This window comes from Inquilinus sp. OTU3971, from assembly GCF_038440215.1.
Genome location: NZ_JASATH010000108.1, coordinates 1 through 26,511, shown reverse-complemented (window position 1 = coordinate 26,511; position 26,511 = coordinate 1). Strand labels below are relative to the sequence as shown.

The 26,511-nt window shown below is 69.8% G+C and carries 25 protein-coding genes; 19 read left to right on the top strand and 6 right to left on the bottom strand.

What is annotated here, in order from left to right:
- Positions 1 to 207 precede the first annotated feature (207 nt).
- The 3 genes from AAHM41_RS24420 to AAHM41_RS24410 all read left to right on the top strand — a co-directional run bounded on the left by AAHM41_RS24420 (position 208) and on the right by AAHM41_RS24410 (position 2,042).
- Entirely contained in the window at positions 208 to 672 is a 465-nt protein-coding gene (locus AAHM41_RS24420) for a GcrA family cell cycle regulator (RefSeq protein ID WP_342239197.1), read from the top strand.
- Positions 673 to 916: 244 nt separating this feature from the next.
- Entirely contained in the window at positions 917 to 1,435 is a 519-nt protein-coding gene (locus tag AAHM41_RS24415; protein ID WP_342239196.1) for a hypothetical protein, read from the top strand.
- 76 nt (positions 1,436 to 1,511) lie between these two features.
- Positions 1,512 to 2,042, top strand: coding sequence for a hypothetical protein (locus AAHM41_RS24410; RefSeq protein WP_342239195.1), 531 nt, complete (start codon positions 1,512 to 1,514; stop codon positions 2,040 to 2,042).
- Between the two features lie 55 nt (positions 2,043 to 2,097).
- Here the strand turns inward: AAHM41_RS24410 and AAHM41_RS24405 are convergent, their stop codons facing one another.
- Together AAHM41_RS24405 and AAHM41_RS24400 are read right to left on the bottom strand one after the other, a co-directional pair.
- Positions 2,098 to 3,312 (bottom strand): NADP-dependent isocitrate dehydrogenase, encoded by a 1,215-nt coding sequence (locus AAHM41_RS24405; protein ID WP_342239194.1) that lies wholly within the window; start codon positions 3,310 to 3,312, stop codon positions 2,098 to 2,100.
- 74 nt (positions 3,313 to 3,386) lie between these two features.
- Positions 3,387 to 4,022, bottom strand: a complete 636-nt coding sequence (locus tag AAHM41_RS24400) for an LOG family protein (RefSeq protein ID WP_342239193.1) — start codon at positions 4,020 to 4,022, stop codon at positions 3,387 to 3,389.
- A 588-nt stretch (positions 4,023 to 4,610) separates the two neighbouring features.
- Here AAHM41_RS24400 and AAHM41_RS24395 point away from each other — a divergent pair.
- Positions 4,611 to 5,471, top strand: a complete 861-nt coding sequence (locus tag AAHM41_RS24395) for a LysM peptidoglycan-binding domain-containing protein (protein WP_342239192.1) — start codon at positions 4,611 to 4,613, stop codon at positions 5,469 to 5,471.
- A 149-nt stretch (positions 5,472 to 5,620) separates the two neighbouring features.
- Here AAHM41_RS24395 and AAHM41_RS24390 read toward each other — a convergent pair whose 3' ends face one another.
- On the bottom strand, positions 5,621 to 6,997 hold the full coding sequence (locus AAHM41_RS24390) for a formimidoylglutamate deiminase (RefSeq protein ID WP_342239191.1): 1,377 nt from the start codon (positions 6,995 to 6,997) through the stop codon (positions 5,621 to 5,623).
- Between the two features lie 68 nt (positions 6,998 to 7,065).
- Here AAHM41_RS24390 and hutI point away from each other — a divergent pair, with 68 nt between their 5' ends.
- From hutI to AAHM41_RS24365, 5 genes are all read left to right on the top strand, one after another.
- Positions 7,066 to 8,277: an imidazolonepropionase gene (hutI, locus tag AAHM41_RS24385; RefSeq protein WP_342239190.1), complete on the top strand. Its 1,212-nt coding sequence runs from the start codon at positions 7,066 to 7,068 to the stop codon at positions 8,275 to 8,277.
- 85 nt (positions 8,278 to 8,362) lie between these two features.
- A complete protein-coding gene (locus AAHM41_RS24380) occupies positions 8,363 to 8,914 on the top strand; it encodes a lytic transglycosylase domain-containing protein (protein ID WP_342239189.1) in 552 nt (183 codons plus the stop codon).
- Positions 8,915 to 9,038: 124 nt separating this feature from the next.
- On the top strand, positions 9,039 to 11,822 hold the full coding sequence (locus tag AAHM41_RS24375; RefSeq protein WP_342239188.1) for an SLBB domain-containing protein: 2,784 nt from the start codon (positions 9,039 to 9,041) through the stop codon (positions 11,820 to 11,822).
- Positions 11,823 to 11,962: 140 nt separating this feature from the next.
- Positions 11,963 to 13,276: a malonyl-CoA decarboxylase domain-containing protein gene (locus AAHM41_RS24370; protein ID WP_342239187.1), complete on the top strand. Its 1,314-nt coding sequence runs from the start codon at positions 11,963 to 11,965 to the stop codon at positions 13,274 to 13,276.
- A 12-nt stretch (positions 13,277 to 13,288) separates the two neighbouring features.
- Entirely contained in the window at positions 13,289 to 14,809 is a 1,521-nt protein-coding gene (locus AAHM41_RS24365) for a malonate--CoA ligase (RefSeq protein WP_342239186.1), read from the top strand.
- Here the strand turns inward: AAHM41_RS24365 and AAHM41_RS24360 are convergent.
- The 3 genes from AAHM41_RS24360 to AAHM41_RS24350 are packed head-to-tail and all read right to left on the bottom strand — an operon-like array spanning position 14,806 to position 15,873.
- On the bottom strand, positions 14,806 to 15,147 hold the full coding sequence (locus tag AAHM41_RS24360; RefSeq protein WP_342239185.1) for a hypothetical protein: 342 nt from the start codon (positions 15,145 to 15,147) through the stop codon (positions 14,806 to 14,808). The genes AAHM41_RS24365 and AAHM41_RS24360 overlap by 4 nt on opposite strands.
- 59 nt (positions 15,148 to 15,206) lie before the next feature.
- On the bottom strand, positions 15,207 to 15,530 hold the full coding sequence (locus AAHM41_RS24355; protein ID WP_342239184.1) for a hypothetical protein: 324 nt from the start codon (positions 15,528 to 15,530) through the stop codon (positions 15,207 to 15,209).
- Positions 15,531 to 15,555: 25 nt separating this feature from the next.
- A complete protein-coding gene (locus tag AAHM41_RS24350; protein WP_342239183.1) occupies positions 15,556 to 15,873 on the bottom strand; it encodes a hypothetical protein in 318 nt (105 codons plus the stop codon).
- Positions 15,874 to 16,396: 523 nt separating this feature from the next.
- On the opposite strand from AAHM41_RS24350, the gene AAHM41_RS24345 reads away from it, so the two are divergent.
- The 10 genes from AAHM41_RS24345 (at position 16,397) to bamA (ending at position 26,415) form a co-directional block, all read left to right on the top strand.
- Positions 16,397 to 16,714, top strand: a complete 318-nt coding sequence (locus AAHM41_RS24345; protein WP_342239182.1) for a hypothetical protein — start codon at positions 16,397 to 16,399, stop codon at positions 16,712 to 16,714.
- Positions 16,715 to 16,943: 229 nt separating this feature from the next.
- Positions 16,944 to 17,738, top strand: coding sequence for a 30S ribosomal protein S2 (rpsB, locus tag AAHM41_RS24340; RefSeq protein ID WP_342239181.1), 795 nt, complete (start codon positions 16,944 to 16,946; stop codon positions 17,736 to 17,738).
- 104 nt (positions 17,739 to 17,842) lie between these two features.
- A complete protein-coding gene (gene tsf / locus AAHM41_RS24335; protein WP_342239180.1) occupies positions 17,843 to 18,769 on the top strand; it encodes a translation elongation factor Ts in 927 nt (308 codons plus the stop codon).
- Between the two features lie 45 nt (positions 18,770 to 18,814).
- A complete protein-coding gene (gene pyrH / locus AAHM41_RS24330) occupies positions 18,815 to 19,540 on the top strand; it encodes a UMP kinase (protein WP_342239179.1) in 726 nt (241 codons plus the stop codon).
- A 38-nt stretch (positions 19,541 to 19,578) separates the two neighbouring features.
- Entirely contained in the window at positions 19,579 to 20,100 is a 522-nt protein-coding gene (gene frr, locus AAHM41_RS24325) for a ribosome recycling factor (RefSeq protein ID WP_446719485.1), read from the top strand.
- 8 nt (positions 20,101 to 20,108) lie between these two features.
- Complete coding sequence (locus AAHM41_RS24320; RefSeq protein WP_342239177.1) at positions 20,109 to 20,843, top strand: isoprenyl transferase; 735 nt, start codon at positions 20,109 to 20,111, stop codon at positions 20,841 to 20,843.
- The gene (locus AAHM41_RS24315) at positions 20,821 to 21,648 is read left to right on the top strand and encodes a phosphatidate cytidylyltransferase (RefSeq protein ID WP_342239176.1); all 828 of its coding nucleotides are present in this window, start codon (positions 20,821 to 20,823) and stop codon (positions 21,646 to 21,648) included. Before AAHM41_RS24320 ends, AAHM41_RS24315 begins: the two co-directional genes overlap by 23 nt.
- A complete protein-coding gene (locus AAHM41_RS24310) occupies positions 21,645 to 22,805 on the top strand; it encodes a 1-deoxy-D-xylulose-5-phosphate reductoisomerase (protein WP_342239175.1) in 1,161 nt (386 codons plus the stop codon). Before AAHM41_RS24315 ends, AAHM41_RS24310 begins: the two co-directional genes overlap by 4 nt.
- Positions 22,806 to 22,853: 48 nt before the next feature.
- Positions 22,854 to 23,969 carry an RIP metalloprotease RseP gene (gene rseP, locus AAHM41_RS24305; protein ID WP_342239174.1) on the top strand — a complete coding sequence of 372 codons (1,116 nt, stop codon included), beginning with the start codon at positions 22,854 to 22,856 and terminating at the stop codon, positions 23,967 to 23,969.
- A gap of 154 nt (positions 23,970 to 24,123) precedes the next feature.
- Positions 24,124 to 26,415 carry an outer membrane protein assembly factor BamA gene (gene bamA / locus AAHM41_RS24300; protein WP_342239173.1) on the top strand — a complete coding sequence of 764 codons (2,292 nt, stop codon included), beginning with the start codon at positions 24,124 to 24,126 and terminating at the stop codon, positions 26,413 to 26,415.
- Positions 26,416 to 26,511 lie beyond the last annotated feature (96 nt).

The following is a 26,511-nucleotide window of genomic DNA, read 5'->3' as shown; positions in this document are numbered from 1 at the left end:
GGGGGGGCCCCGGTTTTTGGCCGCGGGGGGGGGGGGGGGTGGGGCCCGGCGCCGACCAGGCACTGGCAGCGGTCGAGGCGGCACTCGCCGCCTGACCGGAGGGGCTTGAAAGGATCTGTCGCGGCTGTCCCGGATGTGGTAGCGTCCGTGGACGAGGCCGCAATATGTGGTACGCGCAGGCGATGCGCGTGATCTTGGGAGAAGCGGATGTCTTGGACCGAAGAAAGGGTGGCGCAGCTGCGCCAGCTCTGGGGAAACGGGAAGAGCGCAAGCGAGATCGCCGAGATCCTGGGGGGCGTCTCTCGCAATGCGGTGATCGGCAAGGCGCATCGGCTGGAGCTGTCCGGCCGGCCGTCGCCGATCAAGCGCAAGGACGGCGAGGACGAGGAGGAGGGTGTCGTCACCACCACCGCCGTCGCTGCCGAGGCCCCGCCGGCTGCGGCGAAGGTGCCGGCCAAGCCGGTGTCGGAGCGCAAATCGGGCGGCGCCACCATCCTCAACCTGACCGAGCGGATGTGCAAATGGCCGATCGGCGATCCGCGCGACAAGGACTTCCACTTCTGCGGCAAGGCGGCCCACGGCAACCTGCCATACTGCGCCGAGCACGCGCAGATCGCCTATCAGCCGCCGGGCAAGCGGCGGGACGACGACCGCACCATCCTGCGGGCGTGAGTTGCCGGTGATTTGACGAATTTTCTCGCCAACCAGCCAGAGCTTCGGCATTAATTCCTCCTGGATATTCAGGGGGATTTCATGAAGCGAGGCATTTCATCCTGCGCCGCCGGGCTCCTCGCCCTGGCGGCGTTTTGTTTGCCGGCGTGATCGCTCCCTGAACCACCGGATGGGTGGAGCCGTAAGCCCGGACGGCCCGCACCGTTCAATCACGGGCGGAGGGGGAGCAATGTTGAATCGAGCGATGCGGTGTGCCGCCGGCGTGATCGCCGCGGCCGTATTTTCATGGCCGGCGCTGGCCGAGGAGTCTCCGATCGGCTTCGTCTCGGGGCCGCTGCAGGGCGCCGCGGCGGAGAACGTCAAGCATAAAGAGGAGTCTCTCGCCCACTCGGCCTTCGGCGCGGTGACCAGCGATACGGCGGTGTTCAAATCCGGCCCGATGCTCGCCTGGGTCGACTGGTCGCGTCTGGGCGGCCATTACCGATGGCAGGACAACGACGTCGGTTCCCTGTCGAACGAGGTGAAGGACATCTTCGACGCCACCGGCTTCACCATCCTGGAAAGTGATGGGATCACCGTGAACGGCTATGCCGCGCGGTACCGGAAGATCAGCCTGATCGGCGTCGATCGCCGCTGCGGCGTGTTTGCGCTGATGCGCCGGAACCACATGGTCCAGGGCTTCGCCTGTGCCCCGGCCGCCCGCGCCTTCACGGTCCAGGCCGTCATGGAGGGCATTTCGATCGACGGCGTGATCGGGCCCTGAGGGGCCGATCTGAGAAACGGGCGGAGCCGTTGGCCCGGGCGGCTCCGCATCGGTTCAAACCGGGGTGGAGGGGGTCATGTTCAATTGCGCGATGCGGCGTGCCGCGGGGATACTTGTCCTCGCCGCGCTGTCCTGGCCGGCACTGGCCGAAGACTCGCCGATCAGCTTCGTCTCGGGGCCCTTGGCCGGCGTCGCCGCCGAGAACACGAAGCATATCGAGGAGCAGGCGGCCGACGGCGGCGGAATCGTCCGGGCGGACACGGCGACCTTCTCGACCCGTGATCTGCTCGCCTATATCGACTGGTCGCGGCTGCCCGGCGGCTATAGCTGGCGCGACACCGACCGCATGCCCAGCCTCGCCTCAATGGCTCAGCGCGTGTTCAAGGCGAGCGGGGTCACCGTGCTGCGCGGAGACCAGACGAGCCTGAACGGGTATCGCGTGCGGTACCGGATGATCAGCCTGACCGGCGCCAGCGAGCGCTGCGGCGTCTTCGACCTGCAGCGCCGCAGCCACCTGATCCAGGGCCTGGTCTGCGCGGCTGGAGGCGAGGCGCCGCTGATGGCAGTGCTGCAGGGGCTGTCGATCGACAACGTGATCGAGCCCTGACAGCAGAAAGGCCGGCGTGAGCCGGCCTTTCGTCGCTTTGGCTGGGCCTCGGGCGTCAGCCCATCGCCACCTGCAGGTTCTGGTCCAGCTTGTCCAGGAACTGCTCGGTGGTCATCCAGGGCTGGTCCGGACCGATCAGGATGGCCAGGTCCTTGGTCATGTGGCCGGCCTCGACCGTCTCGACGCAGACCTTCTCCAGCGTCTGGGCGAAGCGCAGCAACTCCGGCGTCTCGTCGAACCGGGCGCGGTAGGCCAGGCCCTGGGTCCAGGCGAAGATCGAGGCGATCGGGTTGGTCGAGGTGGCGCGGCCCTTCTGGTGCTCGCGGTAGTGGCGGGTCACCGTGCCGTGCGCGGCCTCGGCCTCGACGGTCTTGCCGTCGGGGGTCAGCAGCACCGAGGTCATCAGGCCGAGCGAGCCGAAGCCCTGCGCCACCGAATCCGACTGCACGTCGCCGTCGTAGTTCTTGCAGGCCCAGACGAAACCGCCCTCCCACTTCATGGCCGAGGCGACCATGTCGTCGATCAGCCGGTGCTCATAGACCAGGCCGGCCTTCTGGAACCGGTCCTTGAACTCGGCCTCGTAGACCTCCTCGAAGATGTCCTTGAACCGGCCGTCATAGCCCTTGAGGATCGTGTTCTTGGTCGACAGGTAGACCGGCATCTGGCGCAGCAGGCCGTAGTTCAGCGACGACTGGGCGAAGCCGCGGATCGACTCGTCCAGGTTGTACATGCTCAGCGCGACGCCGGCGCCCGGGAACTTGAACACCTCGAGCTCGATCGGCTGGCTGCCGTCGGCCGGGGTGAAGGTCATGGTCAGCGTGCCGGGGCCGGGGACCTTCAGGTCGGTGGCGCGGTACTGGTCGCCGAAGGCGTGGCGGCCGACGATGATCGGCTTGCGCCAGCCGGGCACCAGGCGCGGCACGTTGCGGCAGATGATCGGCTCGCGGAAGATGGTGCCGCCGACGATGTTGCGGATCGTCCCGTTCGGCGACTTCCACATCTTCTTGAGGTTGAACTCCTTCACCCGCGCCTCGTCCGGGGTGATGGTGGCGCATTTGACGCCGACGCCGTACTTCTTGATCGCCTCGGCGGAATCGATCGTCACCTGGTCGTCGGTCTGGTCGCGATACTCGATCCCGAGGTCGTAGTAGCGGAGATCGATGTCGAGATACGGCAGGATCAGCTTGTCCTTGATGAACTGCCAGATGATGCGCGTCATCTCGTCGCCGTCGAGCTCGACGACCGGGGTCTTGACCTTGATCTTGGCCATATCGGGATCTTTCCGCTTCGGACAGGAATGGCCGGGCTTATAGCACCCGGCCGCGAGAGGCGAAAGGCGCGGGGCTACACCGATTTGTTGCTGGCCCGGGCGGCGATCGTCGGCGGCGCGGCGATGGCGCCGAACACCTCCTCGACCGTCTCGACCACCTGGAACAGGTCGCGGTTCTCCGGCCGGCAGAAGCCCTGGGCGACCATGTGGTCGACCAGGCGCAGGAACGGGCGCCAATAGCCGTCGATGTCGACGAAGACGACCGGCTTCTCGTGCAGCTTGAGCTGCCGCCAGGTCAGCATCTCGAAGGCCTCGTCCAGCGTGCCAAGGCCGCCGGGCAGCACGACGAAGGCGTCGGACCGGTCGAACATCATCCGCTTGCGGGTGTGCATGCTGTCGACGACATGCAGCTCGGTCAGGCCGGTGTGCTCGACCTCCAGCGCCTGGATGTGCTCCGGGATGATGCCGACGACCGGCGCGCCGGCGCCCAGCGCGGCGTCGGCGACGATGCCCATCAGCCCGACCCGGCCGCCGCCATAGACCAGCTGCAGGCCGCGGGCGGCGATCAGGCCGCCGAGGGTGGCGGCTGCCGTTTTGTAGCGCTCGTCGACCCGGGAGGCGGAGCCGCAATAGACGCAGAGGGAACGGAGTTCGGCCATGATCGCACGGATGTGTGTCGGGTCGGGGCCGGCGGCGCCGGCGCGCGACATTAGGAAGGGATCGCCGCCGGGGCAAGTTTCGATGCGGCCGGAGCAGCGGTTTGTTGCGAGTCGATGACTGCGCGGATAACGTGGCGCGAATTATATCGGGCGGTTCCGGCGTTGAAAAAACTTTTGCTGATCGGCGGCGTTGCGGTCGCTGTGCTCGCGGCCATCCTCGCCGTGGTCGAATATACCGGACAGCCCCGCCGGGAGACCGCCTCGCCGAGCGTGGCGCCGGCCCCCGCCGCTCCGCCCGCGGCGAAGCCTGCGGTGCCGCCCCCTGCGCCCGCGGCTGCGGTGCCGACGCCCCCGCCACAGCCTGCGGCTCCCGTCGCGCCGCCGTCGCCGCGGATCCTGGGCAGCGGGTTCGACGAACCTCCCCAGATTGGCGGTGCGCCGTCCGCGGTTGCTCTCGCACCGGCCCAGCCTCAGGCATCGGCCCAGCCTCAGGCATCGGCCCAGCCGCCGTCGGCTCCGGCCCAGCCGCAGGCATCGGACCAGCCGCCGCCAGCTCCGGCCCAGCCGCAGGCTTCGGTCCAGCCGCCGTCGGCTCCGGCCCAGCCATCCCCCCAAGCGGCGGGACCGACCGATCCGGCCGTGCTGAGCTTCGACGCGATCCGGGTGAACTCGGACGGCGGCGTCACCATCGCCGGGCGTGGCCCGGCCGGGGCCCGCATCCTGCTGATGGACGGCGACCGGCAGATCGGTTCGGTCCAGGTCGACGGCTCCGGCGGCTGGATCTTCGTCTCCGACGCGCCGATCGCGGCCGGCGACCACCAGCTGTCGCTGCGGCTGGCCGACGGCGGCGCCGCCTCCGGCGACGTCGCCACGGTGGTGGTGCCGGAGCGCGGCCGCGACATCGCCGGGCGGCCGGCGGCCGGCGGCAGCAGCCCGCTGGTGCTGCTGACGCCGCAGCAGGGCGCCTCCACCGTGCTGCAGGCACCGCCGGCGACCTCGTCCGGCCCAACCCCGGCGGCACCGGGCGGGACTGGGGGATCGCTGTCGATCAACGTCATCGACTATGGCGAGGGCGGCACCGTCTTCGTCAGCGGCCGGGGCCGGGCCGGCGCGACGATCAGGCTCTATCTCGACAACCGGCCGATCGGCGAAGGCGGGGCCGATCCGAGCGGCCGGTTCCGCATCCGGGCCGAGGGGACGATCGAGCCCGGCGTCTACCGGCTGCGGGCCGATCAGCTCGATGCCGCCGGCAAGGTGACGGCGCGGGCCGAGACCCCGTTCCAGCGGGCGGCGCCGGCGGAGGTCGCGGTGGCCGAAGGGCGGGTCGTGGTCCAGCCCGGCAACAGCCTGTGGCGGATCGCCCGCCGGCTCTATGGCGAGGGGCCGCGCTACACCGTGATCTACCAGGCCAACCAGCAGCAGATCCGCGACCCCGACCTGATCTATCCCGGGCAGATCTTCACCGTCCCGCCCGCCGCGACCACGACCGGTCCGGGCTGACGCGGAAAATCCGTCCGGCGTGACGACCGTCACAGCAGGCGGGTAGGGACCGGGCTATCGTGACGGCAGCTCGATAGGGTCTCCCGCTCGAGCAGCCTCCCTGTTTACCTCACGGGCCCTGGTTCTCCGGGGCCCCTTCTTTTGGCCCGTCAGCCCAGCAGCGCCGCCATCACCCGCCGGTAGCGCGCCGCCACCGCGGCCTCGTCGGCGTGGCGGCCGTCGCGCACCCGCCAGCGGCCGCCGGCCATGACATGGCGGATCGGGGAGTCGTTGCCGGCGAAGACGAAGCTGTCCAGGAGCGTGTCGCCCTTGCGGCCGATCAGCGCCGGATGGTCGCGGTCCAGCACCACCAGATCGGCCCGGGCGCCGGCCTCGATCCGGCCAGTGGTGCGGCCGATCGCGCGGGCGCCGCCGTCGATCGCCGCCTGGAACAGCGTGGCGCCGACCGAGGGACGGTCCGGCCCGCCGGCGACGCCGCGCTTCCGCAGCGTCAGGCGCTGGCCGTATTCCAGCCAGCGCAGCTCCTCGATCACCCCGACCGAGATGTGGCTGTCCGAGCCGATGCCGAGCGCGCCGCCGGCGGCGAGATAGGGGGCGAGGGGGAACAGCCCGTCGCCGAGATTGGCCTCTGTGGTCGGGCACAGCCCGGCGACCGCGCCGCTGGCCGCCATACCCGTGGTCTCCGCCTCGGTCAGATGGGTGGCGTGGATCAGGCACCAGCGGTGATCGACCGCGGCATGGTCGAGCAGCCATTCGACCGGCCGGGCGCCGCTCCAGGCCAGGCATTGCTCGACCTCCTTGACCTGTTCGGCGATGTGGATGTGGATCGGCGCCGCCGGATCGGCCGACTGAATGCCTTCGACCGTCGCCGCCAGCATCTCGGGCGGCACCGCGCGCAGGGAGTGCGGCGCGACGCCGACGCGCACATCAGGGTCGCCGGCATGGTCGGCGCGCAGCCGGCCTATGATGTCGAGGATGCCGTCGACATCGTTCAGGAAGCGGCGCTGCCCGTCTCCCGCCTTCCGCCCGCCGAAGCCGCCGGTGTTGTACAGCACCGGCAGATGGGCGATGCCGAGGCCCGTCGCCTTGGCCGCCGCGATCACCCGGCGCGACAGCTCCGCCCGGTCGGCATAGGGGGTGCCGTCGGGCTGGTGGTGCAGGTAGTGGAACTCGGCGACGCAGGTGTAACCGGCCTTCAGCATCTCGACATAGAGCTGGGCCGCGATGGCCTCGACCTGGTCCGGGTCGAGCACGCGGACGAAGCGGTACATCTGCTCGCGCCAGCTCCAGAAATCGTCGCCCGGGCCCGCGGTGGTCTCGGCCAGCCCGGCCATGGCGCGCTGGAAGGCGTGGCTGTGCAGATTGGCCATGCCGGGCAGCACGATGCCGGCGATCGGCTCCGCCCCACCACGTTCGGCGCCGGCCGCGGTGCGGAGGATGTCGCCGCGGGCGTCGACCTCGATCAGGACGTCATCGGCCCAGCCATCGGCCAGAAGGGCGGTCTCGGCGAAATAGCGCGTGGTCAAGGGGCGGCATCCCGTGAGATGAAACGCGGTGTGGCAGGATAGACGCGGATTGCCGAAGGGAAAGAGGGATGTGGGATCGGCTGTGGATCAATGCGCGGCTGGCGACCATGGACGGGGAGGGCTACGGCGCCATTCCCGAGGGCGCGATCGCCACCGAGGGCGGCCGCATCGCCTGGGTCGGGCGGCAGGCGGACCTGCCGGGCGCGCCCGATCGTCTGGCCGCGGTCGTGGAGGACGCGGCCGGCGCCTGGGTCACGCCGGGGCTGATCGACTGCCACACCCATCTCGTGCATGGCGGCGACCGCGCCCGCGAATTCGCGATGCGGCTGCACGGCGCCAGCTATGAGGAGATCGCCCGCGCCGGCGGTGGCATCGTCTCGACCGTCTCCGCCACCCGCGCCGCCGGCGAGGACGAGTTGCTGGCCTCGGCCCGGAAGCGGCTCGATGCGCTGGCCGCCGAGGGCGTCACCACCGTCGAGATCAAGTCCGGCTACGGTCTCGACCTGGCGACCGAGGCCAAGATGCTGCGCGTCGCCGGCCGGCTGGGGCAGGAGAGCGGCCTGCGGGTGCGGCGCAGCTTCCTCGGCGCGCATGCCGTGCCGCCGGAGGATCGCGGCGAGCCCGACCGCTACCTCGACCGCGTGGTCGAGGAGATGCTGCCGGCGATCGCCCGGGACGGCCTCGCTGACGCGGTCGACGCTTTCGGCGAAAAGATCGCCTTCTCGCCGGCCCAGGTCGAGCGCGTGTTCCGGGCGGCGCGGGATCGCGGCCTGCCGGTCAAGCTGCACGCCGACCAGCTGTCCGACCAGGACGGCGCCGCGCTGGCCGCCCGGTTCGGAGCGCTGTCGGCCGACCATCTCGAATACACCAGCGAATCGGGGGCGAAGGAGATGGGGCGGGCCGGCACCGTCGCGGTGCTGCTGCCCGGCGCCTTCTACTTCCTGCGCGAGACCCAGCTGCCGCCGGTGGGGGCGTTCCGGCGGCACGGCGTGCCGATGGCGCTGGCCACCGACAACAACCCCGGCACCTCGCCGGCGACCTCGCTGCTCATGATGCTGAACATGGGCTGCACCCTGTTCCGCCTGACGCCGGAGGAGGCGCTGGCCGGCGTCACCCGCAACGCCGCGCGGGCGCTGGGCCTGGCCGAGGAATGCGGCCGGCTGGTCGCCGGGCTCGCGGCCGACCTCGTGTTCTGGGACGTGGCCGACCCGGCCGAGCTGTCCTACCGCATCGCCTACAACCCGTGCCGCACCGTGATTCGCGCCGGAACGCCCGTCTGATACGCCGGTGTTCTGCCGAATCGGCGCGGTGTGCTAGAAGCGGTGCATCGATTGGCGGGGGAAGCCGGTTGCGTTGGTGAGGGGATTGGGTCGGATCGCGGCAATCGCGACGCTGCTGCTTGGCTTGGCCGCCGCGGCCGGACCGGCGCGGGCGCAGGATAGTTGCACGCCCTACATCCTGGCGATGGAGGGGGCCTTCGGCATTCCCCGCGGCATGCTGCTGGCGATCGCGCAGACCGAATCGGGCGGCAAGGGCGATCCTTATCCCTGGGCTTTGAATGTCGGCGGCACGCCGCTGTTCCCGAACAGTCTGGCCGCCATGAAGGCGGCGATCGAGGATAACGGTGGCGGCGAAAGCCCCAATATCGACGTCGGCTGCATGCAGATCTCGCTCCGTTACCACAAGCAGACGCTGCCGGACTACACTCTCATCTTCGAGCCACAATACAATGTGATCTACGGCGCGTATTTCCTGCGGCGATTGTTCAGCCGTTACGGCAATTGGCTGCAGGCGATCGCACATTATCATTCGAGCGATCCGGATCGGCAGTTCGCCTATGCCTGCCGGGTGCTGGAACGGCTGAAGAAAATCCGCGGCCAGGGGACCGGTCCGATTGAAGCCTGCGTGTCAGGTTGAGGGGACAACGAATTGATTCGGGTTTTCTTTGCCGGCCAGATCGTTCAGAAGATGGGACATTGGGGGCGTTGGCTCGATCAGCGCTGCGATCGGCCATTTGAGAAGATGTCAGAAGCGGGGGACCATGAAGCCTGTGCACAGTGACCGTCGCCGAGACCGAGAGGGCGAGGCGCGTCGACTCCAATGGACCCTTCGCTACGGCATCGGCCCGGCCCTCCTGGCCTGCGGCGTCCTGATCCTCACCCCGATCGCCGGCCATGCCCAGATGAATGCGCTGATCGATCAGCTGCAGCAGCTCGGCATCAGCCCGTCTCAGCTGCAGCAGCAGGGCATCCAGCCGGACGGCGTCACCATCCCCAGCGGGCCGCGCGTGCCGATGACGACGCCCTCGCAGGTCACCGAGCCGTCGGTGATCTCGCCGGGCCTGCCGTCATCGACCGTCTCCGCCATGCCCGTCTCGCGCATCGAGGCCGACTACCAGCGGCGGCTGAGCGGCGACATCAGCCAGTTCGGCTATGACGTCTTCGGCGGCGGCGCCGTCGCCAGCCAGGTGGTCAGTGGCGCCGTCAGCGAGAACTACGTCGTCGGCATCGGCGACCAGATCGTGGTCACCCTGCGCGGCCAAGTGAACCAGGGCATCAGCGCGACGGTCGACCGCGAGGGCCGGCTGATCCTGCAGGATCTGCCGCCGGTCCCGGCGGCCGGCCGCTCCTTCGGCGACCTGCGCCGCGAGATCGAGACCCGGGTCCGGGAGAACTACGTCAGCACCGAGGCCTATGTGTCGCTCGGCGATGTGCGGGCGATCTCGGTGACCCTGACCGGTGAGGTGACCAAGCCCGGCACCCAGACTCTGACCAGCTTCTCGACCCTGGTCGATGCCCTGACCGCCGGCGGCGGGATCAAGAAGACGGGCTCGCTGCGCACGGTCGCGCTGATCCGGCAGGGCCAGACCAAGGTCATCGACCTCTATGGCTTCCTGATGGGCTACAGCAACGAGGCCGACCTCCTGCTGCAGGACGGCGACCGGATCTCGGTGCCGACGATCGGGCGCACTGTCGGGGTCGGCGGCGATGTGGTCCGGCCGGGCATCTTCGAGATGCCGCCCGACGCCGCCGGCCCGCTCAGCGTCGCCGAGATGCTGGACTATGCCGGTGGGCCGATCCGCCCCTCCGGCAACCGGTTCAACCTGCTGCGGCTCGACCGCAACGGCCAGGACCAGGTCCAGAACCTGTCGGGCCAGACGGCGGTGCCGGTGCAGACCGGCGACATCATCCAGATCACCCTGTCGCAGGATCTGCGTGTCGGCAGCGTCTCGATCACCGGCAACGTCACCGTCGCCGGCGTCCGGCCGCTGAGCAGCGCGCCGACGCTCCGCGCCCTGCTGGCCGATCCGCCGATCCTGGCGGACGACGCCTATCTGCCCTTCGGCGTGATCCAGACCACTGACCCGGCCACGCGGATCCGCAAATTCGTGCCGGTCAACCTGGGGGTGGCGTTGCGGGGCGGCGGCAACATCCGCCTGCGCGACCGCGACAAGCTGATCGTGCTGTCGCGCGAGGACATCCGCTATCTCGGCGGCGACGACGTCCAGATGATGCTGGCCGGACGCCAGCCGGGCCAGGCCCTCTCGGCGGCGTCGGACGCGTCCCAGAACGTCCAGGCCCAGAACCAGACGCTGGCCTCCACCCTGCCCGCGGCGGTTGCGGTCAGCGGCAGTTGCCTCGGCCTGCGGTCGCTGGCGGAGGCGGTGCGCAACGATTCGACCGGCCGCTTCCGCAACGCGCGGCAGACCTTCCAGAACACCGAGGCGACCGGTTCCCTGCAGGTCAACCGCGCCTGCCCGCAGATCTTCGATGACTATCCGGACCTGCTGCCCTTCGTGATCGAGCATGTCGTCTCGCTCGAAGGCCAGGTGCGGGTGCCGGGCAGCTACCCGATCATCCCGGGCACCACGCTCGCCACCGTGCTCGACATCGCCGGCGGCACCACGATCGAGGCCGACCGCCGCGCAATCGAGGTCGGCTACTTCTCGACCCTGTCGCCGCCCAATGTCAGTGGCTCCTGGCGCTCGGTGCAGAGCCTCGGCACCACCACGGCGTCGGTCAAGCTGAACCCCGGCGACAGCGTCCGCATCCCGCAGAGCCCGCAGCTGCGCGAGGATGGGTCGGTCACCCTGGCCGGCGAGTTCGTGCATCCCGGCCGCTATGTGATCCGCCGCGGCGAGACCCTGCTGCAGCTGATCCAGCGCTCCGGCGGCTACACCAACCAGGCCTTCACCTACGGCGCGGTGTTCACCCGCGAGGCCGTGCGGGCGCAGCAGCAGCAGGGCTACGAGCGCACCGCGCGCGAAATCCAGGCCGGGTTGCCGCAGCTCATCCAGGAGGCCCAGGGCGACAGCGCCAACAAGAGCCCCGCTGCGGCCTTGCCGGCGATCCAGAGCCTGATCGCCGAGCTGAAGAGCATCCCGGCCGCCGGCCGGGTGGTGATCGAGGCCGATCCGACGGTGCTGGCAGCCAAACCCGAGCTCGACTTCACGCTGGATGCGGGCGACCAGCTGTTCGTGCCGAAGCGGCCGCTGTTCGTGACCGTCTCGGGCGAGGTGCTCAACCCGGGGACCATCCAGTACGACGGCAAGCTGAGCGCCGACGACTATGTCGATTTCGCCGGCGGCACGACCGAGGCCGCGGACACCGGCCGCGCCTTCGTCGTCATGCCGAACGGCCAGGCGCAGCCGCTCGACCTGTCGTCCTGGAGCTACAGCTCGGTCAGGGTGCCGCCGGGGTCGGTCATCATCGTGCCGCGCGACCTCACGCCGTTCGACCTGTACCGGCTGGTGCGGGATGTCGGCTCGATCGTGCAGAGCCTGGCGGTCTCGGCCGCCTCACTGGTGGTCATCAACCGGAACTGACGCCGGCCGGACCGGCGACAGGGCGGCGCCATCGGCGCCGCCCTTGTCGTTTGCGGGATTGCCGGCATGCGCCGGGCGAGATTGCCCCGCGGGCGTGACGCGCTAACCTGACCGGGTCTGGTGGCAGCGGAACGAGCCTCATGCAGATCGCCGACCTCATCAACTCGATCGCCGATCGCGGCCTCGAGCTCTTCGCCTTCGGCCGCGGCCGGCCCTTGCCCCAGGATCTCGGCGGCATCTGCCACGCGCTGTTGTCCGAGCGCGGCGAAGCCTCCGGCATCGCCCTGGCGCGCGAGCTGGTGGCCCTCTACCGCGGCCTGGGCGCGACCGGGCGCGAGGCGTTCTTCACCCTGCTGGCGCGCGAGTTCGGGCCCGACCACGCGGCGGTCGCCGCCGCCGCCCGGGCCTTCGTCGCCGAACCCAGCGCGGCCGGCGCCCTGGCGCTGGCCGAGGCGGCCGAGCCGCCGCGGCGGGAGCTGCTGCGCCGCATCAACATGCTGCCCGAGGGCACCGAGTTCGTGATCGGGCTGCGCGCCGACGCGCTCGACCTCGCCGACGAGAAGCCGGAGCTGCGGATCGTGGATGCCGACCTCAAGCATGTCCTGACCTCCTGGTTCTCCGGCGGCTTCCTGGAGCTGCGCCGGATCACCTGGGAGACGCCGGCGATCGTCCTGGAGAAGCTGATCCAGTACGAGGCGGTGCACGCCATCCCGGGCTGGGAGTTCCTGCGCCGGCGCCTGGCCGAGGACCGCCGCTGCTACGCCTTCTTCCACCCGGCCCTGCCCAACGAGCCGGTGATCTTCGTCCAGGTGGCGCTGGTGCGCGGCCTGTCGGGCGAGATCGCGCCGCTGCTCGACCCCAAGGCACCGATCGGCGATCCGGCGACGGCCGACACCGCGATCTTCTACTCGATCACCAACACGCTGAAGGGGCTGCGGGGCATCTCCTTCGGCAGCTTCCTCCTGAAACAGGTGGTCGCCGACCTGCAGCAGACCCTGCCCAACCTGACGACCTTCTCGACCCTGTCGCCGATCCCGGGCTTCCGGCGCTGGCTGGAGACGGCGGCGCCGGAGCACGACCATCCCGCGGTCCAGGCTGCGGCCGAGGCACTGCTGCCGGTGCTGGCGGCGGGCGGGATCGAGGCGGTCGGTGCGGACAAGGTGCTGAAGGCAGCGCTGACCGGCCTATGCGCCCGCTACCTCGCCGCCGAGCTGCGGCCGAACGGCCGGCCGACCGACCCGGTGGCGCGGTTCCATCTCGGCAACGGCGCCCGGCTGGAGCGGCTGAACTGGGCCGGCGACACCGCGCCGAAGGGGCTGGAGCAGGGCTGGGGACTTCTGGTCAATTACCTCTATGATCCGGCCGAGCTGGAGCGGAACCACGAGGCCTTCGTCAATGCCGGCAAGGTGGCGACGAGCCGTGCGGTGGCGCGCCAGCTGAAGCCCTATCTCTGACCCGCCGAGCCGATGACCAATCTCTACGACGCCCTGTCCGCCCGTTTCCCCGCCGACCGGAGCAGGCCGGCGCTCGAGCTCGCCGACGGGCGCCGCATCTCCTATGCCGGGCTGGAGGCCGCCAGCGCCCGCTACGCCAACCTGCTGCGGCGGCTGGGCGTGGCGCCGGGCGACCGGGTCATGGTGCAGGTCGACAAATCGCCGGAGGTGGTGGCGCTCTATCTCGGCTGCCTGCGCGCCGGCGCCGTCTACCTGCCGCTCAACACCGCCTACACCAAGGGCGAGGTCGCCTATTTCGCCGGCGACGCCGAGCCGGCGCTGGCGGTGTGCCAGCCGGCGCGCCTCGCCGAGATCGAGGCGGTGGCCAGGCCGGCCGGCGCCAAGGCGGTGCTGACGCTGGGACCGGCCGGGGAGGGGACCCTGGCCGAGGCCGCGGCGGGAGAGGCGGACAGCGTCGAGACGCTGCCGCGCGGGCCGGACGACCTGGCCGCGATCCTCTACACCTCCGGCACCACCGGCCGCTCCAAGGGGGCGATGCTCAGCCACGACAACCTGCTGTCGAACGCCCTGACCCTGCACGATTACTGGGGTTTCCGGCCGGACGACGTGCTGCTGCACGCCTTGCCGATCTTCCACACCCACGGCCTGTTCGTCGCCACCAACTGCGCGCTGCTGGCCGGGGCGACCATGCTGTTCCTGCCGAAGTTCGACAGCGCCGAGGTGCTGCGCCTGCTGCCCAAGGCCAGCGTGATGATGGGGGTGCCGACCTTCTACACCCGATTGCTGGAACAGGCCGGCCTCACCGCCGAGGCGTGCGCTCACATGCGGCTGTTCATCTCCGGCTCGGCGCCGCTGCTGGCCGACACCTTCGAGCAGTTCCGGCAGCGCACCGGCCACACCATCCTCGAACGCTACGGCATGACCGAGACCAACATGAACACCTCGAACCCGCTCGACGGCAAGCGGCGGGCGGGGACGGTCGGCTTGCCGCTGCCCGGCGTGTCGCTGCGGGTGGTGGGCGAGGACGCCAGGCCGCTGCCGCAGGGCGAGATCGGGGTGATCGAGGTCAAGGGCCCGAACGTGTTCAAGGGCTATTGGCGGATGCCGGAGAAGACCGCGGCCGAATTCCGGGCCGACGGCTTCTTCATCACCGGCGATGTCGGGGTGGTGGACGACCGCGGCTATGTCTCGATCGTCGGTCGGGCCAAGGACCTGATCATCACCGGCGGCTTCAACGTCTATCCGAAGGAGGTCGAGAGCCTGATCGACGCCATCCCGGGCGTCGAGGAATCGGCTGTGATCGGCCTGCCGCATCCGGATTTCGGCGAGGCGGTGGCGGCGGTGGTGACGATGCGGGCGGGCGCCGTGCCGCTCGACCCTGCCGCGGTCCAGGCGGCGCTGCAGGACCAGCTGGCCCGGTTCAAGCAGCCCAAGGCGGTGTTCGTGGTGACGGAGATCCCGCGCAACGCCATGGGCAAGGTGCAGAAGGCGGCCCTGCGCGAGCAGTACAAGGCGACTTTCGGATCCGCCTAGCCCAGCAGCGGATCGGGTCTCGGGTTGCTGAGCAGGCCCGCGCGCCGCGCCACGTGGTTGTGCCCGGCGGTCTGCGCGATCGCATCGTAGTCCGGCGCGGGCTCGATGCGGACCAGCCTGGGCTCGTGCCAGGGCGATCCGGTCTCGCGCAGCGGCGGCTTGTCGGGTGAGAAGCCGGTGGCCAGGAAGGTCGCGTCGAGATAGCGGCGCGCATCCTCGGGGCTCTCGGCGAACACCACCATGTCCTTCACGAAGTCGGCGCCGTTCTCGGGATCGACGACGCGCCATAGCGGATCCCGGCGGCGGGTTGGGTTGATCCGGACGGAATAGGCGTGCATGGGCCGGGTGCCTCCTTCACACCCGGCCAACGCCGCCGCGGCGGCATCGGTTCCCCGGGTCAGCGGCAGGCGGCCTCGCCGGTCTCGATGTGGAAACGGCGCGGGCCCGGCATCGCCGGCTGGGTGCTGCCGGCGGGGTCGTTGACGATGCGGATCTCGAGCGTGCAGGGGCCAGCCTGGATCCGGTAGAGATCCTCGCCCGGCCGTTCGATCCGGTCGATCGGCGCGTCGCGCAGCTTCTCGGCCAGCTCGTTGCTGTCCAGGATCGCCTGGAGCTCCCGCAAACGCTGCCAATAGGGCGGCAGCGCCGCCCGGGCTTCGGCCGCAGCGCCAAGGAGCAGCAGCGCCGTTACGCCGGCGGCCGCGATGCAATCACGACTCATGTCGCGCCTCCTCGCAGGCCCCGCCTCAGGCGCCGACATTCGGGATGAAGAAGCAGCGCATTGAACCATCCGGCTTGCGGCAGAGCCAGTACTTGTCGTCTTCGCTGAACTGGGCCTGGTCGGTCGGCACCAGCACGCCGGCCGGCCGGACCATGTAGCCGTCGGGGCGAACCTGGACGTCGCGGGAAGGGTAGGCGGCGCAGTCGTTCGGTCCGCAGCAATGCTCATGCATACCGGTCAGGTTGCGGTAATGACCGTTCTGGATCCACGCCGCCGGTCCATGGGCGGCCGCGCTGCCGGCGGCGAGGACGAGCACGGCCGCGAGCGGGAAGAGGATGCGCATCGGCGCGGCCTCCTGCCAGGGTTGCGGGCGACCGGGCGTCGCGCCCGGTCGGCTAGCCCATTGCGGCGGTCCGCAGCGGACCATGCAGACCAACTATCGGTTGGACCCGCAGGTTCGTTCCATTGGTCCATGGGCCATTGGACCATGGGATGGATTCCGTGCCGTGCCGATCGGATGCGACTCCGCCGCCGCCGGGTTCCGAAACCGGCGGCTGCGCCGGTTGCGAAGCCGCGCCGGCCCAGGCATTCCGCCGCTTCTGCTTTCACCTTGACTCTGCGGGGGCGCGGGCATACATGGCCAGTGACGCTGGACCAGCCCAGGCCCGCCCGGCGCCAATCTCACAACGAGAGACAGATGGACGACCACCCTAGTCGTGGCGTCGCCAAGGCCGATCCGGCCGCGGTGACGTCGCCCGAACATCACTGGATCGCACTCGGCCTCGGCCGGGTGGATGGCGTGAGCCGGACCTAGGGTCGGAGCGCCGTTCGCCCCGCTTCCGCCATGTGCGGGAACGGAGCGAACGATGAACCTCGCATTTCTCTCCTGCTTCGATCGCCGCCTGCGCCTGGCGCTGGGCGCCGTGATCTCCCCGCGGGCCGAGGCGCTGGCCGCCCTGCCGCGCTTCCGCAACCGCGACCTGCGCCACGACCCGATCCGGGACGAGGACAAGGTGCTGCTGCGCTGGATCCGCGACCCGGAGACCGGCAAGCTCGCCGCCCGCTGGGACGAGCCGGCCGCCCCGGCCCCGGCCACGCCGGTCGACCACCTGGCCGAGCACCGCGCCCGCCGGGCACAGCGCTACCGTTCGCGTTTCGTCTGGACCGACCGCCGCAGCGCCTGAGCCGCGGCGCCCAGACCGCGACGTCGGCGCCGATCCCGGCGGTTGCCCGGGCTTGCTTTTCCCGGGCGCAGGGCGTATCAACCGCGCCGTCGTCAATCCCACACGCGGGCATCGCGGCCTGCCACAGCAGTGGCTCGGTCGCTCCGGTGCCTTTCGCCATATCCGCAATCCGCGGTGTGGCGGGAGGCAAGGCCCGCGGCGGAACAACCGGAAAAAGGACCTTCCGACCATGGCTACGCCGACCTTCACCATGCGCCAGCTCCTCGAAGCTGGCGCCCATTTCGGCCACCACACCCGCCGCTGGAACCCGAAGATGGCGCCGTTCATCTTCGGCGTGCGCAACGGCGTGCACATCATCGACCTCGAGCAGACCGTGCCGATGCTGCACCGGGCGCTCGACGCGGTTCGTGACGTCGTCGCCAATGGCGGCCGCGTGCTGTTCGTCGGCACCAAGCGCCAGGCGCAGGACAAGATCGCCGATGCGGCCAAGCGCTGCGGCCAGTACTACGTCAACCACCGCTGGCTCGGCGGCATGCTGACCAACTGGAAGACGGTGTCGCAGTCGATCCGTCGCCTGAAGGAGATGGACGAGCAGCTCAACCAGGGCGCGGTCGGCCTGACCAAGAAGGAGCAGCTGACCCTGACCCGCGAGCGCGACAAGCTCGAGAAGGCGCTGGGCGGCATCCGCGACATGGGCGGCCTGCCCGACATCCTGGTCATCATCGACACCAACAAGGAGTCGATCGCGGTCCTGGAAGCCGCCAAGCTCGGCATCCCGGTCGTGGCCGTGCTGGACAGCAACTCCAGCCCCGACGGCATCACCTTCCCGGTGCCGGGCAATGATGACGCGCTGCGCGCGATCGAGCTCTATTGCGAGCTGTTCTCCGGCTCGGTCATCGCCGGCATCCAGGCCGAGATGAGCGCCAGCGGCGCCGATGTCGGCGCGATGGAGGAGGCCCCGGCCGAGGAGGCGCTGCCGCCGCCGGCGGCCGAGACCGGCGAGGCGGAGCAGCCGGCCGCCTGAGCCGAGAGCGAACCAGGGGCGGCCCAGAAAGCCGCCCCTTTCTGTCGATGAGGGCGCCTGCGACCGGTGGGGCGCGGCGCCGAACGAACGGATGCGAGGACGATATGGCCGAGATCACCGCGGCGCTGGTGAAGGAGCTTCGTGAGAAGACCGGCGCCGGCATGATGGATTGCAAGAAGGCGCTCGGAGAGAGTGGCGGCGACCTGGAGGTCGCGGTCGACTGGCTGCGCAAGAAGGGCCTGGCGGCCGCCGCGAAGAAGGCTGGCCGCGTCGCCGCCGAGGGCCTGGTCGGCGCCGCCGTCGAGGGCACCCGGGGCGCGCTGGTCGAGGTCAATTCCGAGACCGATTTCGTGTCGCGCAACGACAAGTTCCAGGGTCTCGTCTCGACCCTGGCCGGCCTCGCCCTGAAGGCGAATGGCGACGTCGAGGCGCTGGCCGCCAGCGCCTATCCCGGCACCGGCCGCACCGCCGCCGAGGAGGTGACGCATCTGGTCGCCACCATCGGCGAGAACATCAGCCTGCGCCGCAGCGCCGCCCTGTCGGTGTCGGATGGCGTCGTCGCCGCCTATGTCCACAGCCCGGTGGCCGCCGGCCTGGGCAAGATCGGCGTGCTGGTGGCGCTGGAATCGACCGGCGACAAGGCCAAGCTCGAGGCCTTCGGCAGGCAGATCGCGATGCATGTCGCGGCGGCCCGGCCGGAAGCCCTGCACATCGCCGACGTCGACGCCAGCAACCTCGAGCGCGAGCGCGCCGTGCTGGTCGAGCAGGCCCGCGCCAGCGGCAAGCCCGAGGCGATCATCGACAAGATGGTCGAGGGCCGCCTGCGCAAGTACTACGAGGAAGTGGTGCTGCACGAGCAGGTCTGGGTGCTGGACGGCGAGACCAAGGTCCGCAAGGCGATCGAGGATGCCGCCAAGGATGCCGGCGCCCCGGTTTCGGTGACCGGCTTCATCCGCTTCGTGCTCGGCGAGGGCATCGAGAAGGAGCAGGGCGACTTCGCGGCGGAAGTGGCGGCCACGCTCGGCCGCTGAGCCGAACCCGGGAACAGATTGGCGGCGCTGAGGGAGTGGAGCGACATGGCGAAAGCGGCCCAGTATCGACGGGTGCTGTTGAAGATTTCCGGGGAAGCCCTGATGGGCGACCAGGATTACGGCATCGACCCGAAGATGGTGGAGCGCATCGCCGATGATGTCGCCCAGGTCCACGCCCTCGGCGTCGAGATCTGCATGGTGGTCGGCGGCGGCAACATCTTCCGCGGCATGAGCGGCGCCGCCTCCGGCATCGAGCGGGCGACCGCCGACTACATGGGCATGCTGGCCACGGTGATGAACGGCCTGGCGCTGCAGAGCGCCTGCGAGCACAAGGGCCTGCACACCCGCGTGGTCTCGGCCATCCCGATGCAGACGGTGTGCGAGCCCTATATCCGGCGTCGGGCGATCCGGCACATGGAGAAGGGCCGCGTCGTCATCTTCGTCTCCGGCACCGGCAACCCGTTCTTCACCACCGACACCGGCGCCGCGCTGCGCGCCTCGGAGATGGGCTGCGACGCCCTGCTCATGGGCAAGCAGGTCGACGGCGTCTACGACGCCGACCCGCTGCGGGTCGCAGGGGCCAAGCGTTTCGATCGCTTGACCTATATGGATGTGCTGGCGAAAGATCTCCGCGTCATGGATCATGCGGCGATTTCGCTGGCCCGTGAGAACAAGATCCCGATCCTGGTCTTCTCCATCAACGAGCACGGCGCGTTCGCGGAGGTGGTCGCAGGGCAGGGGCGCTACACTATCGTGACCGAGGAGGGCTGAGCGTGGCCAAAGCCGATCTCGACGACATCTCCCGCCGCATGGCGGGTGCTCTGGAGTCCCTGCGCAAGGATCTGGCCGGTCTCCGCACCGGCCGCGCCAGCATCAGCCTGCTCGAGCCGATCACGGTCGACGTCTACGGCGCCCAGATGCCGCTGAACCAGGTCGGCACCATCGGCGTGCCGGAGCCGCGCATGCTGACCGTCTCGGTCTGGGACCGCAGCGCGGTCAAGGCGGTGGAGAAGGCGATCCGCGATTCCGGCCTCGGCCTGAACCCGCAGACCGAGGGCCAGACGGTCCGCGTGCCGCTGCCGGAGCTGAGCGAGGAGCGCCGCCGCGAGCTGACCAAGGTCGCCGGCAAGTATGCCGAGGCTGCCCGCGTCGCGGTGCGAAACGTCCGCCGCGACGGCATGGACGCGCTGAAGCGGGCCGAGAAGGACCACGAGATCTCCGAGGACGAGCACAAGCGCCAGGCCGACAAGATCCAGGCCCTGACCGACGCCCGCATCCGCGAAATCGACGACGTGGCGGCGCAGAAGGAAAAAGAGATCCTCCAGGTCTGAGCACCGGGATGCACCGTTTCGCCCCCAAGGCCGAGGATCAGCCCGCGCTCCATGTCGCGATCATCATGGACGGCAACGGCCGCTGGGCGACCGCCCAGGGCCTGCCGCGCGCGATCGGCCACCGCCAGGGCGTCCATGCGGTGCAGCGGACGATCGACGCCGCGATCGCGCTGGATGTCGGCTACCTGACGCTGTTCGGCTTCTCGACCGAGAACTGGCGCCGGCCGATCCTGGAGGTCGGCGAGCTGATGAAGCTGCTGCGCTTCTTCCTGCGCGGCGAGCTCAAGACCCTGCACCGCAAGGGCGTGCGGCTGCGCTTCATCGGCGATCGGGAGCGCCTGGCGCCCGACATCGGCGACCTGCTGACCGAAAGCGAGGCGCTGACCCAGGGCAATACCCGGCTGAACCTCACCGTCGCCCTCAGCTACGGCGCCCGGCAGGAGATCACCGAGGCGGCGCGCCGGGTGGCGCGCGAGGTCGCCTCGGGGGCGCTGCTGCCGGAAGCGATCGACGAGGGGCTGTTCGCCGGCCGCCTGTTCACCGCCGACCTGCCCGACCCCGACCTGATCATCCGCACCAGCGGCGAGCAGCGGATCAGCAACTTCCTGCTGTGGCAGGCCGCCTATGCCGAGCTGATCTTCATCGACACGCTGTGGCCGGATTTCGGCCATGCCGACCTCGAGGCCGCCCTCGCCGAGTTCCGGCGGCGGGAACGTCGCTATGGCGCTGTCGGTGGCCAATAGCCCCCAGGCGAAGCGCAGCAACCTGGCGCTGCGGATCCTCTCCAGCCTCGTTCTCGGACCGCTGATCCTCGCCGCCGTCTATGTCGGCGAATGGGAGTTCGCGGTCATCGTCGCGCTGCTCGCCGCGCTCGGCGTCGACGAATGGCTGCGTATGGTGCTGCCGCGGCGGCCGCCCGGCTGGGTCCGGGTCCTGGCCGGCCTCGGCATCCTCGCCGTCACGATCGCCGCGGGCTGCGGCGGCGCCGTCGCCGGACTGGTCGTGCTGGCCGCGGCGACGGTGGCGTTCGACATCGTGGTCAATCTGCGCCTCGGCACGCCCGGCCGGATGCCGGCGCTGGGGCTGCCCTATCTCGGCCTGACCGTGGTCGCGCTGCTGCATCTGCGCCAGGACGGCTGGCAGCCGGTGCTCTGGCTGCTGCTGGTGGTCTGGGCCACCGATATCGGCGGCTACATCTTCGGCCGCTGGATCGGCGGGCCGAAGCTGGCGCCGCGGCTGAGCCCGAAGAAGACCTGGGCCGGACTGGTCGGCGGCGCCGGCCTGGCGGCCGTGGCCGGCGCCGCCGCGATCGCGGTGCTGCACCGGGCCGGTGCGGCCCTTCTCGCCGTGCCGGGCGCCGCGTTGCTCGCCCTGGTGGCCCAGGCCGGCGACCTCGCCGAATCCGCGGTCAAGCGCCACTACGGGGTCAAGGACAGCGGCGACCTGATCCCCGGTCATGGCGGCGTGCTCGACCGGATCGACGGCCTGCTGGCCGCGGCGCCGGTCTTCGCCTTGTTCACAGCCCTTTTGGATGCATCGTTCAGATGATTTCGGCCCCGTCCGCGGATGCTCCGCGCTCCGTCACCATCCTCGGCGCCACCGGCTCGGTCGGCGCCAGCACCGTCGACCTGATCGGCCGGTCGCCGGAGCGCTTCACGGTCGAGGCGGTGACCGCCAACAAGGATGCGGAGCGTCTGGCGGCGATCGCCCGGCAGCTCGGCGCCCGCACCGCCGCGGTGGCGGATGAGGCTGCCTATCCGGCGCTGAAGGCGGCCCTGTCCGGCAGCGGCATCGAGGCGGCGGGCGGTGCCGAGGCGGTGGTGGCGGCGGCCGCCCGGCCGGCCGAATGGGTGATGGGCGCCATCGTCGGCGCCGCCGGGCTGCAGCCGATCCTGACCGCGATCCGGCGCGGCGCCATGGTCGCCTTCGCCAACAAGGAGTGCCTGGTCTGCGCCGGCGAGCTGATGATGGCGGAGGTGCGGAAGCACGGCGCCACGCTGCTGCCGGTCGACAGCGAGCACAACGCCATCTTCCAGGTGTTCCAGCCCGGCGCGAAGGTGCGCCGGCTGATCCTGACCGCCTCCGGCGGGCCGTTCCGGGAATGGACGCGCGACCAGATGGCGGCGGCGACGCCGGCCCAGGCCGTCGCCCATCCGAACTGGAGCATGGGCGCCAAGATCTCGGTCGACAGCGCCACCCTGATGAACAAGGGGCTCGAGCTGATCGAGGCGTCGCACCTCTTCGCCATGCCGGAGGACCGGATCGATATCGTGGTCCACCCGCAATCGGTGATCCACAGCCTGGTCGACTATGCCGACGGCTCGGTGCTGGCCCAGCTCGGCGTGCCCGACATGCGGGTGCCGATCGCCTACACCCTGGCCTGGCCGGAGCGGATGGAGACGCCCTGCGCCGCGCTGGACCTGGCCAAGATCGCCCGGCTCGACTTCCAGGAACCGGACCCGGAACGGTTCCCGGCGCTGCGGCTGACCCGGGAATGCCTGCGGCAAGGTGGCTCAGCCGCAACCGTGCTGAACGCCGCCAATGAGGTGGCGGTGGCGGCATTCCTGGAGGGGCGGATCGGCTTCCTCGACATCGAACGGATCGTCGAGGGCACCCTTGCCATGATTCCGGCACAAGCTGTGGCGACTCTGGACGAGATGTTCGCCATCGACGCCGCGGCGCGACGGCACGCCGCTGCGCTTTGAATTCGCGGGCAAGCGGGCCCACATAGGCCCTCTGGCCGAGAGGTATGTATGACGCTGTTCACCTATCTGATCCCGTTCCTGGTCGTGCTGACCGTCCTCGTCTTCGTGCACGAGTTCGGCCACTACTGGGTCGCCCGCCGCAACGGGGTGCGGGTCGAGACCTTCTCGATCGGCTTCGGGCCCGAGCTGTTCGGCTTCAACGACCGGCACGGCACCCGGTGGAAGTTCAGCGTCGTGCCGCTCGGCGGTTATGTGAAGATGTTCGGCGACGCCGACGCGGCGTCGTCTCCGGCGACCGCGGCGCTGGACGGCATGACCGAAGACCAGCGGTCGGTGTCGTTCCATCACAAGCCGGTCGGCCAGCGTGCCGCGATCGCTGCCGCGGGGCCGATCGCGAACTTCCTGTTCTCGATCATCGCCCTGTTCTTCCTGTTCCTGGTCGGCGGCCATCCCTTCCCGCCGGCGGTGGTGGGCGATGTCTCGGCGGGCGGTGCCGCGGCCGAGGCCGGGATCCGGTCGGGGGACCGGATCACCAGCATTGACGGCACCGCGGTCGACCGCTTCGCCGAACTCGGCATCGCGGTCCGCAGCGGCGGCGGCAAGGCGGTCTCGCTCGGCATCGACCGCAACGGCGAGGCGCTGAGCTTCGACCTGACGCCGCGGCAGGAGACGGTGGAGACGAATGATGGCGGCAGCGCCACCGTCTGGCGGCTGGGCATCGCCGCCGACACCGGCCCCTACGGCGTGGTCGAGGCGGCCCGGATGTCGGTCAGCGAGAGCTGGGCGATCGTGTCGATGACCGCCTCGGCGCTCGGCGAGATGGTGTCGGGCCAGCGCGGCACCGAGGAGCTCGGCGGCCCGATCCGGATCGCCCAGATGTCCGGTGAGGTGTACCAGGTCGGCATCGTGGCGCTGCTCTGGTTCATGGCGATCCTGTCGATCAATCTGGGCCTGATCAACCTGGTGCCGATCCCGATGCTGGACGGCGGCCACCTGCTGTTCTGCGCGATCGAGGCTATCCGCGGCCGTCCGCTCGGCGCGCGGGCCCAAGAATACGGTTTCCGCCTTGGGCTTGCTTTGGTATTAACCCTGATGCTCTTCGCGACCTGGAACGACCTGGTCCAACTCAAGGTAGTGGCCTTTTTCAAAGGCTTGGTGTCCTGAGCCGGGACGTGTTACCGGATCACGGCGGTAGTGACTCGCCGCGATCCGCAGCCGCTGAAGTGGGGGCGGTGGTCGTTCGTCAAGCCTCTCGCACCCGATTCGATCGATCGGGCGTGAGGGGATGGGTGTGAGTTTGAGGGGAAAGCAGAAACCGATGTCGACCGTGACCTCCCGACTCTGGCTCGCGGCCGTGGCGGCTGTCGCTCTTAGTACGGCGCCGATGACGGCGCCGGCGCAGACCCGCGGTGCCGGAACCATCGCCGACGTCAAGGTCGAGGGGTCGCAGCGGATCGAGCCTGCGACGGTGATCTCCTACATGGCGCTCAAGCCGGGCGATGACTACAGCGACCGCGGCGTGGACGAATCCGTCAAGAGCCTGTTCGCCACCGGCCTGTTCGCCAATGTCCAGATCCGGCGCGAGGGATCGAGCCTGGTGGTGACGGTCGAAGAGAACCCGATCATCAACGAGATCGCGTTCGAGGGGAACGACCGCTTCGACGACACCAAGCTGACGGCCGAGATCGAGGAGCGCCCGCGGCAGGTCTACACCCGGACCAAGGCGCAGAGCGACGCCGACCGCATCCAGCAGCTGTACCGCCGCAGCGGCCGCTTCGCCGTCGCGGTCGAGCCGAAGATCATCAAGCTCGACCAGAACCGCGTGAACCTGGTGTTCGAGATCCGCGAGGGCGACCTCGCCAAGATCGAGCGGATCAACTTCGTCGGCAACCGGGCCTTCTCCAACAGCGAGCTGCGCGACGAGATCCTGACCAAGGAGACCGAGTGGTGGAACATCCTCGCCTCCAACGACACCTATGACCCCGACCGCTTGGCCGTCGACCAGGAGATGCTGCGCCGCTACTACCTGAATCGCGGCTATGCCGATTTCCGCGTGGTCTCGGCGGTGTCGGAGCTGGCGCCGGACGGCGAGGGCTTCTTCATCACCTTCACGGTCGATGAGGGCGAGCGCTACAAGTTCGGCAAGATCGACGTCAACAGCGCCCTGCCGGGCGTGACGCCAGAGGAGCTGCAGACCGTCATCGTCAGCAATGAGGGCGACTGGTACTCCAGCAAGTCGGTCGAGGACACGATCCAGGCCCTGACCACCTATCTGGGCGACCGTCAGTACGCCTTCGTCGACATTCAGCCATCGGTGCAGCGCAACCGCGACGAGCACCTGATCGCGATCACCTACGAGATCTCGGAAGGCCCGCGTGTCTTCGTCGAGCGGATCGACATCAGCGGCAACGTCCGCACCGCCGACGAGGTGATCCGCCGCGAGTTCGAGCTGGCCGAGGGCGACCCGTTCAACGCCTCCCGGCTCAAGAAATCCGAGACCAACATCCGCAACCTCGGCTTCTTCAGCAAGGTCGACATCAAGCCGATCCAGGGCTCGGCGCCGGACCAGACGGTGGTCCAGGCCGCGGTGACCGAACAGTCGACCGGCGAAGTGCAGCTCGGTGTCGGCTACTCGACCAGCGACGGTCCGCTCGGTGACGTCACCATCCGCGAGCGCAACCTGCTCGGCCGCGGCCAGGACCTGCGGCTGTCGACCTCGCTCAGCGGCGTGTCCTCGCAGATCGATCTGAGCTTCACCGAGCCGTATTTCCTCGGCCGCAACCTGGCAGCGGGCTTCGACATCTTCCGCACCACGCGCGATAACCAGAGCTTCAGCTCCTACGACGAGACCAACACCGGCTTCGCCCTGCGCATGGGGTATCCGCTGTCGGAGAACCTGCGGCAGACCCTGCGCTATCGCCTGAACTACCGCCAGATCTCGGATGTCGAGGACGATGCCTCGCGCTTCATCAAGGAGCAGGAGGGCAATACCCTGTCCTCCGCGGTGCAGCAGACCCTGAGCTATGACCGGCTGGACAGCCGCATCAACCCGACCGACGGCTACCGGATCACGCTGTCGAACGAGGTCGCCGGCCTCGGCGGCGACGTGCACTACTTCAAGACCCAGCTCAGCGCCGATTGGTACTACCCGGTCACCGACTCCATGGTGCTGAACGTCGGCGGCCAGCTCGGCAACATCATCGGCCTGGGCGAGGATGTCCGGATCAACGACCGCTTCTTCCTGGGCGGCAACTCGTTCCGCGGCTTCCGGACCGGCGGTCTCGGCCCCCGCGACCTCAGCTCCAACGACAAGGACGCGCTGGGCGGCAACAACTTCGCCCTCGGCTCGGTCGAGCTCAGCTTCCCGCTCGGTCTGCCCAGCGAATTCGCCCTGCAGGGCCACGCCTTCACCGATGTCGGCACTCTCTGGGGGTCGGACGAGAGCGGCGCCGGCGGCGTCGACGACGCGGCGCTGCGCGCCTCGGCCGGCCTCGGCGTGTCCTGGGCCTCGCCCTTCGGCCCGATCCGGCTCGACTACGCCTATCCCTTCGCCAAGCGCGACTACGACAAGCAGGAGCAGCTGCACATCAGCTTCGGCACGAGATTCTGATTGGTGCGGCGCCGGCCCGCTTCCGCGGTCGCGCGACTATACGCGGCGCCGCGCGCACGCCCCGCGCCCGTTGGTTAAACGGCCCGGGGCGCCCGC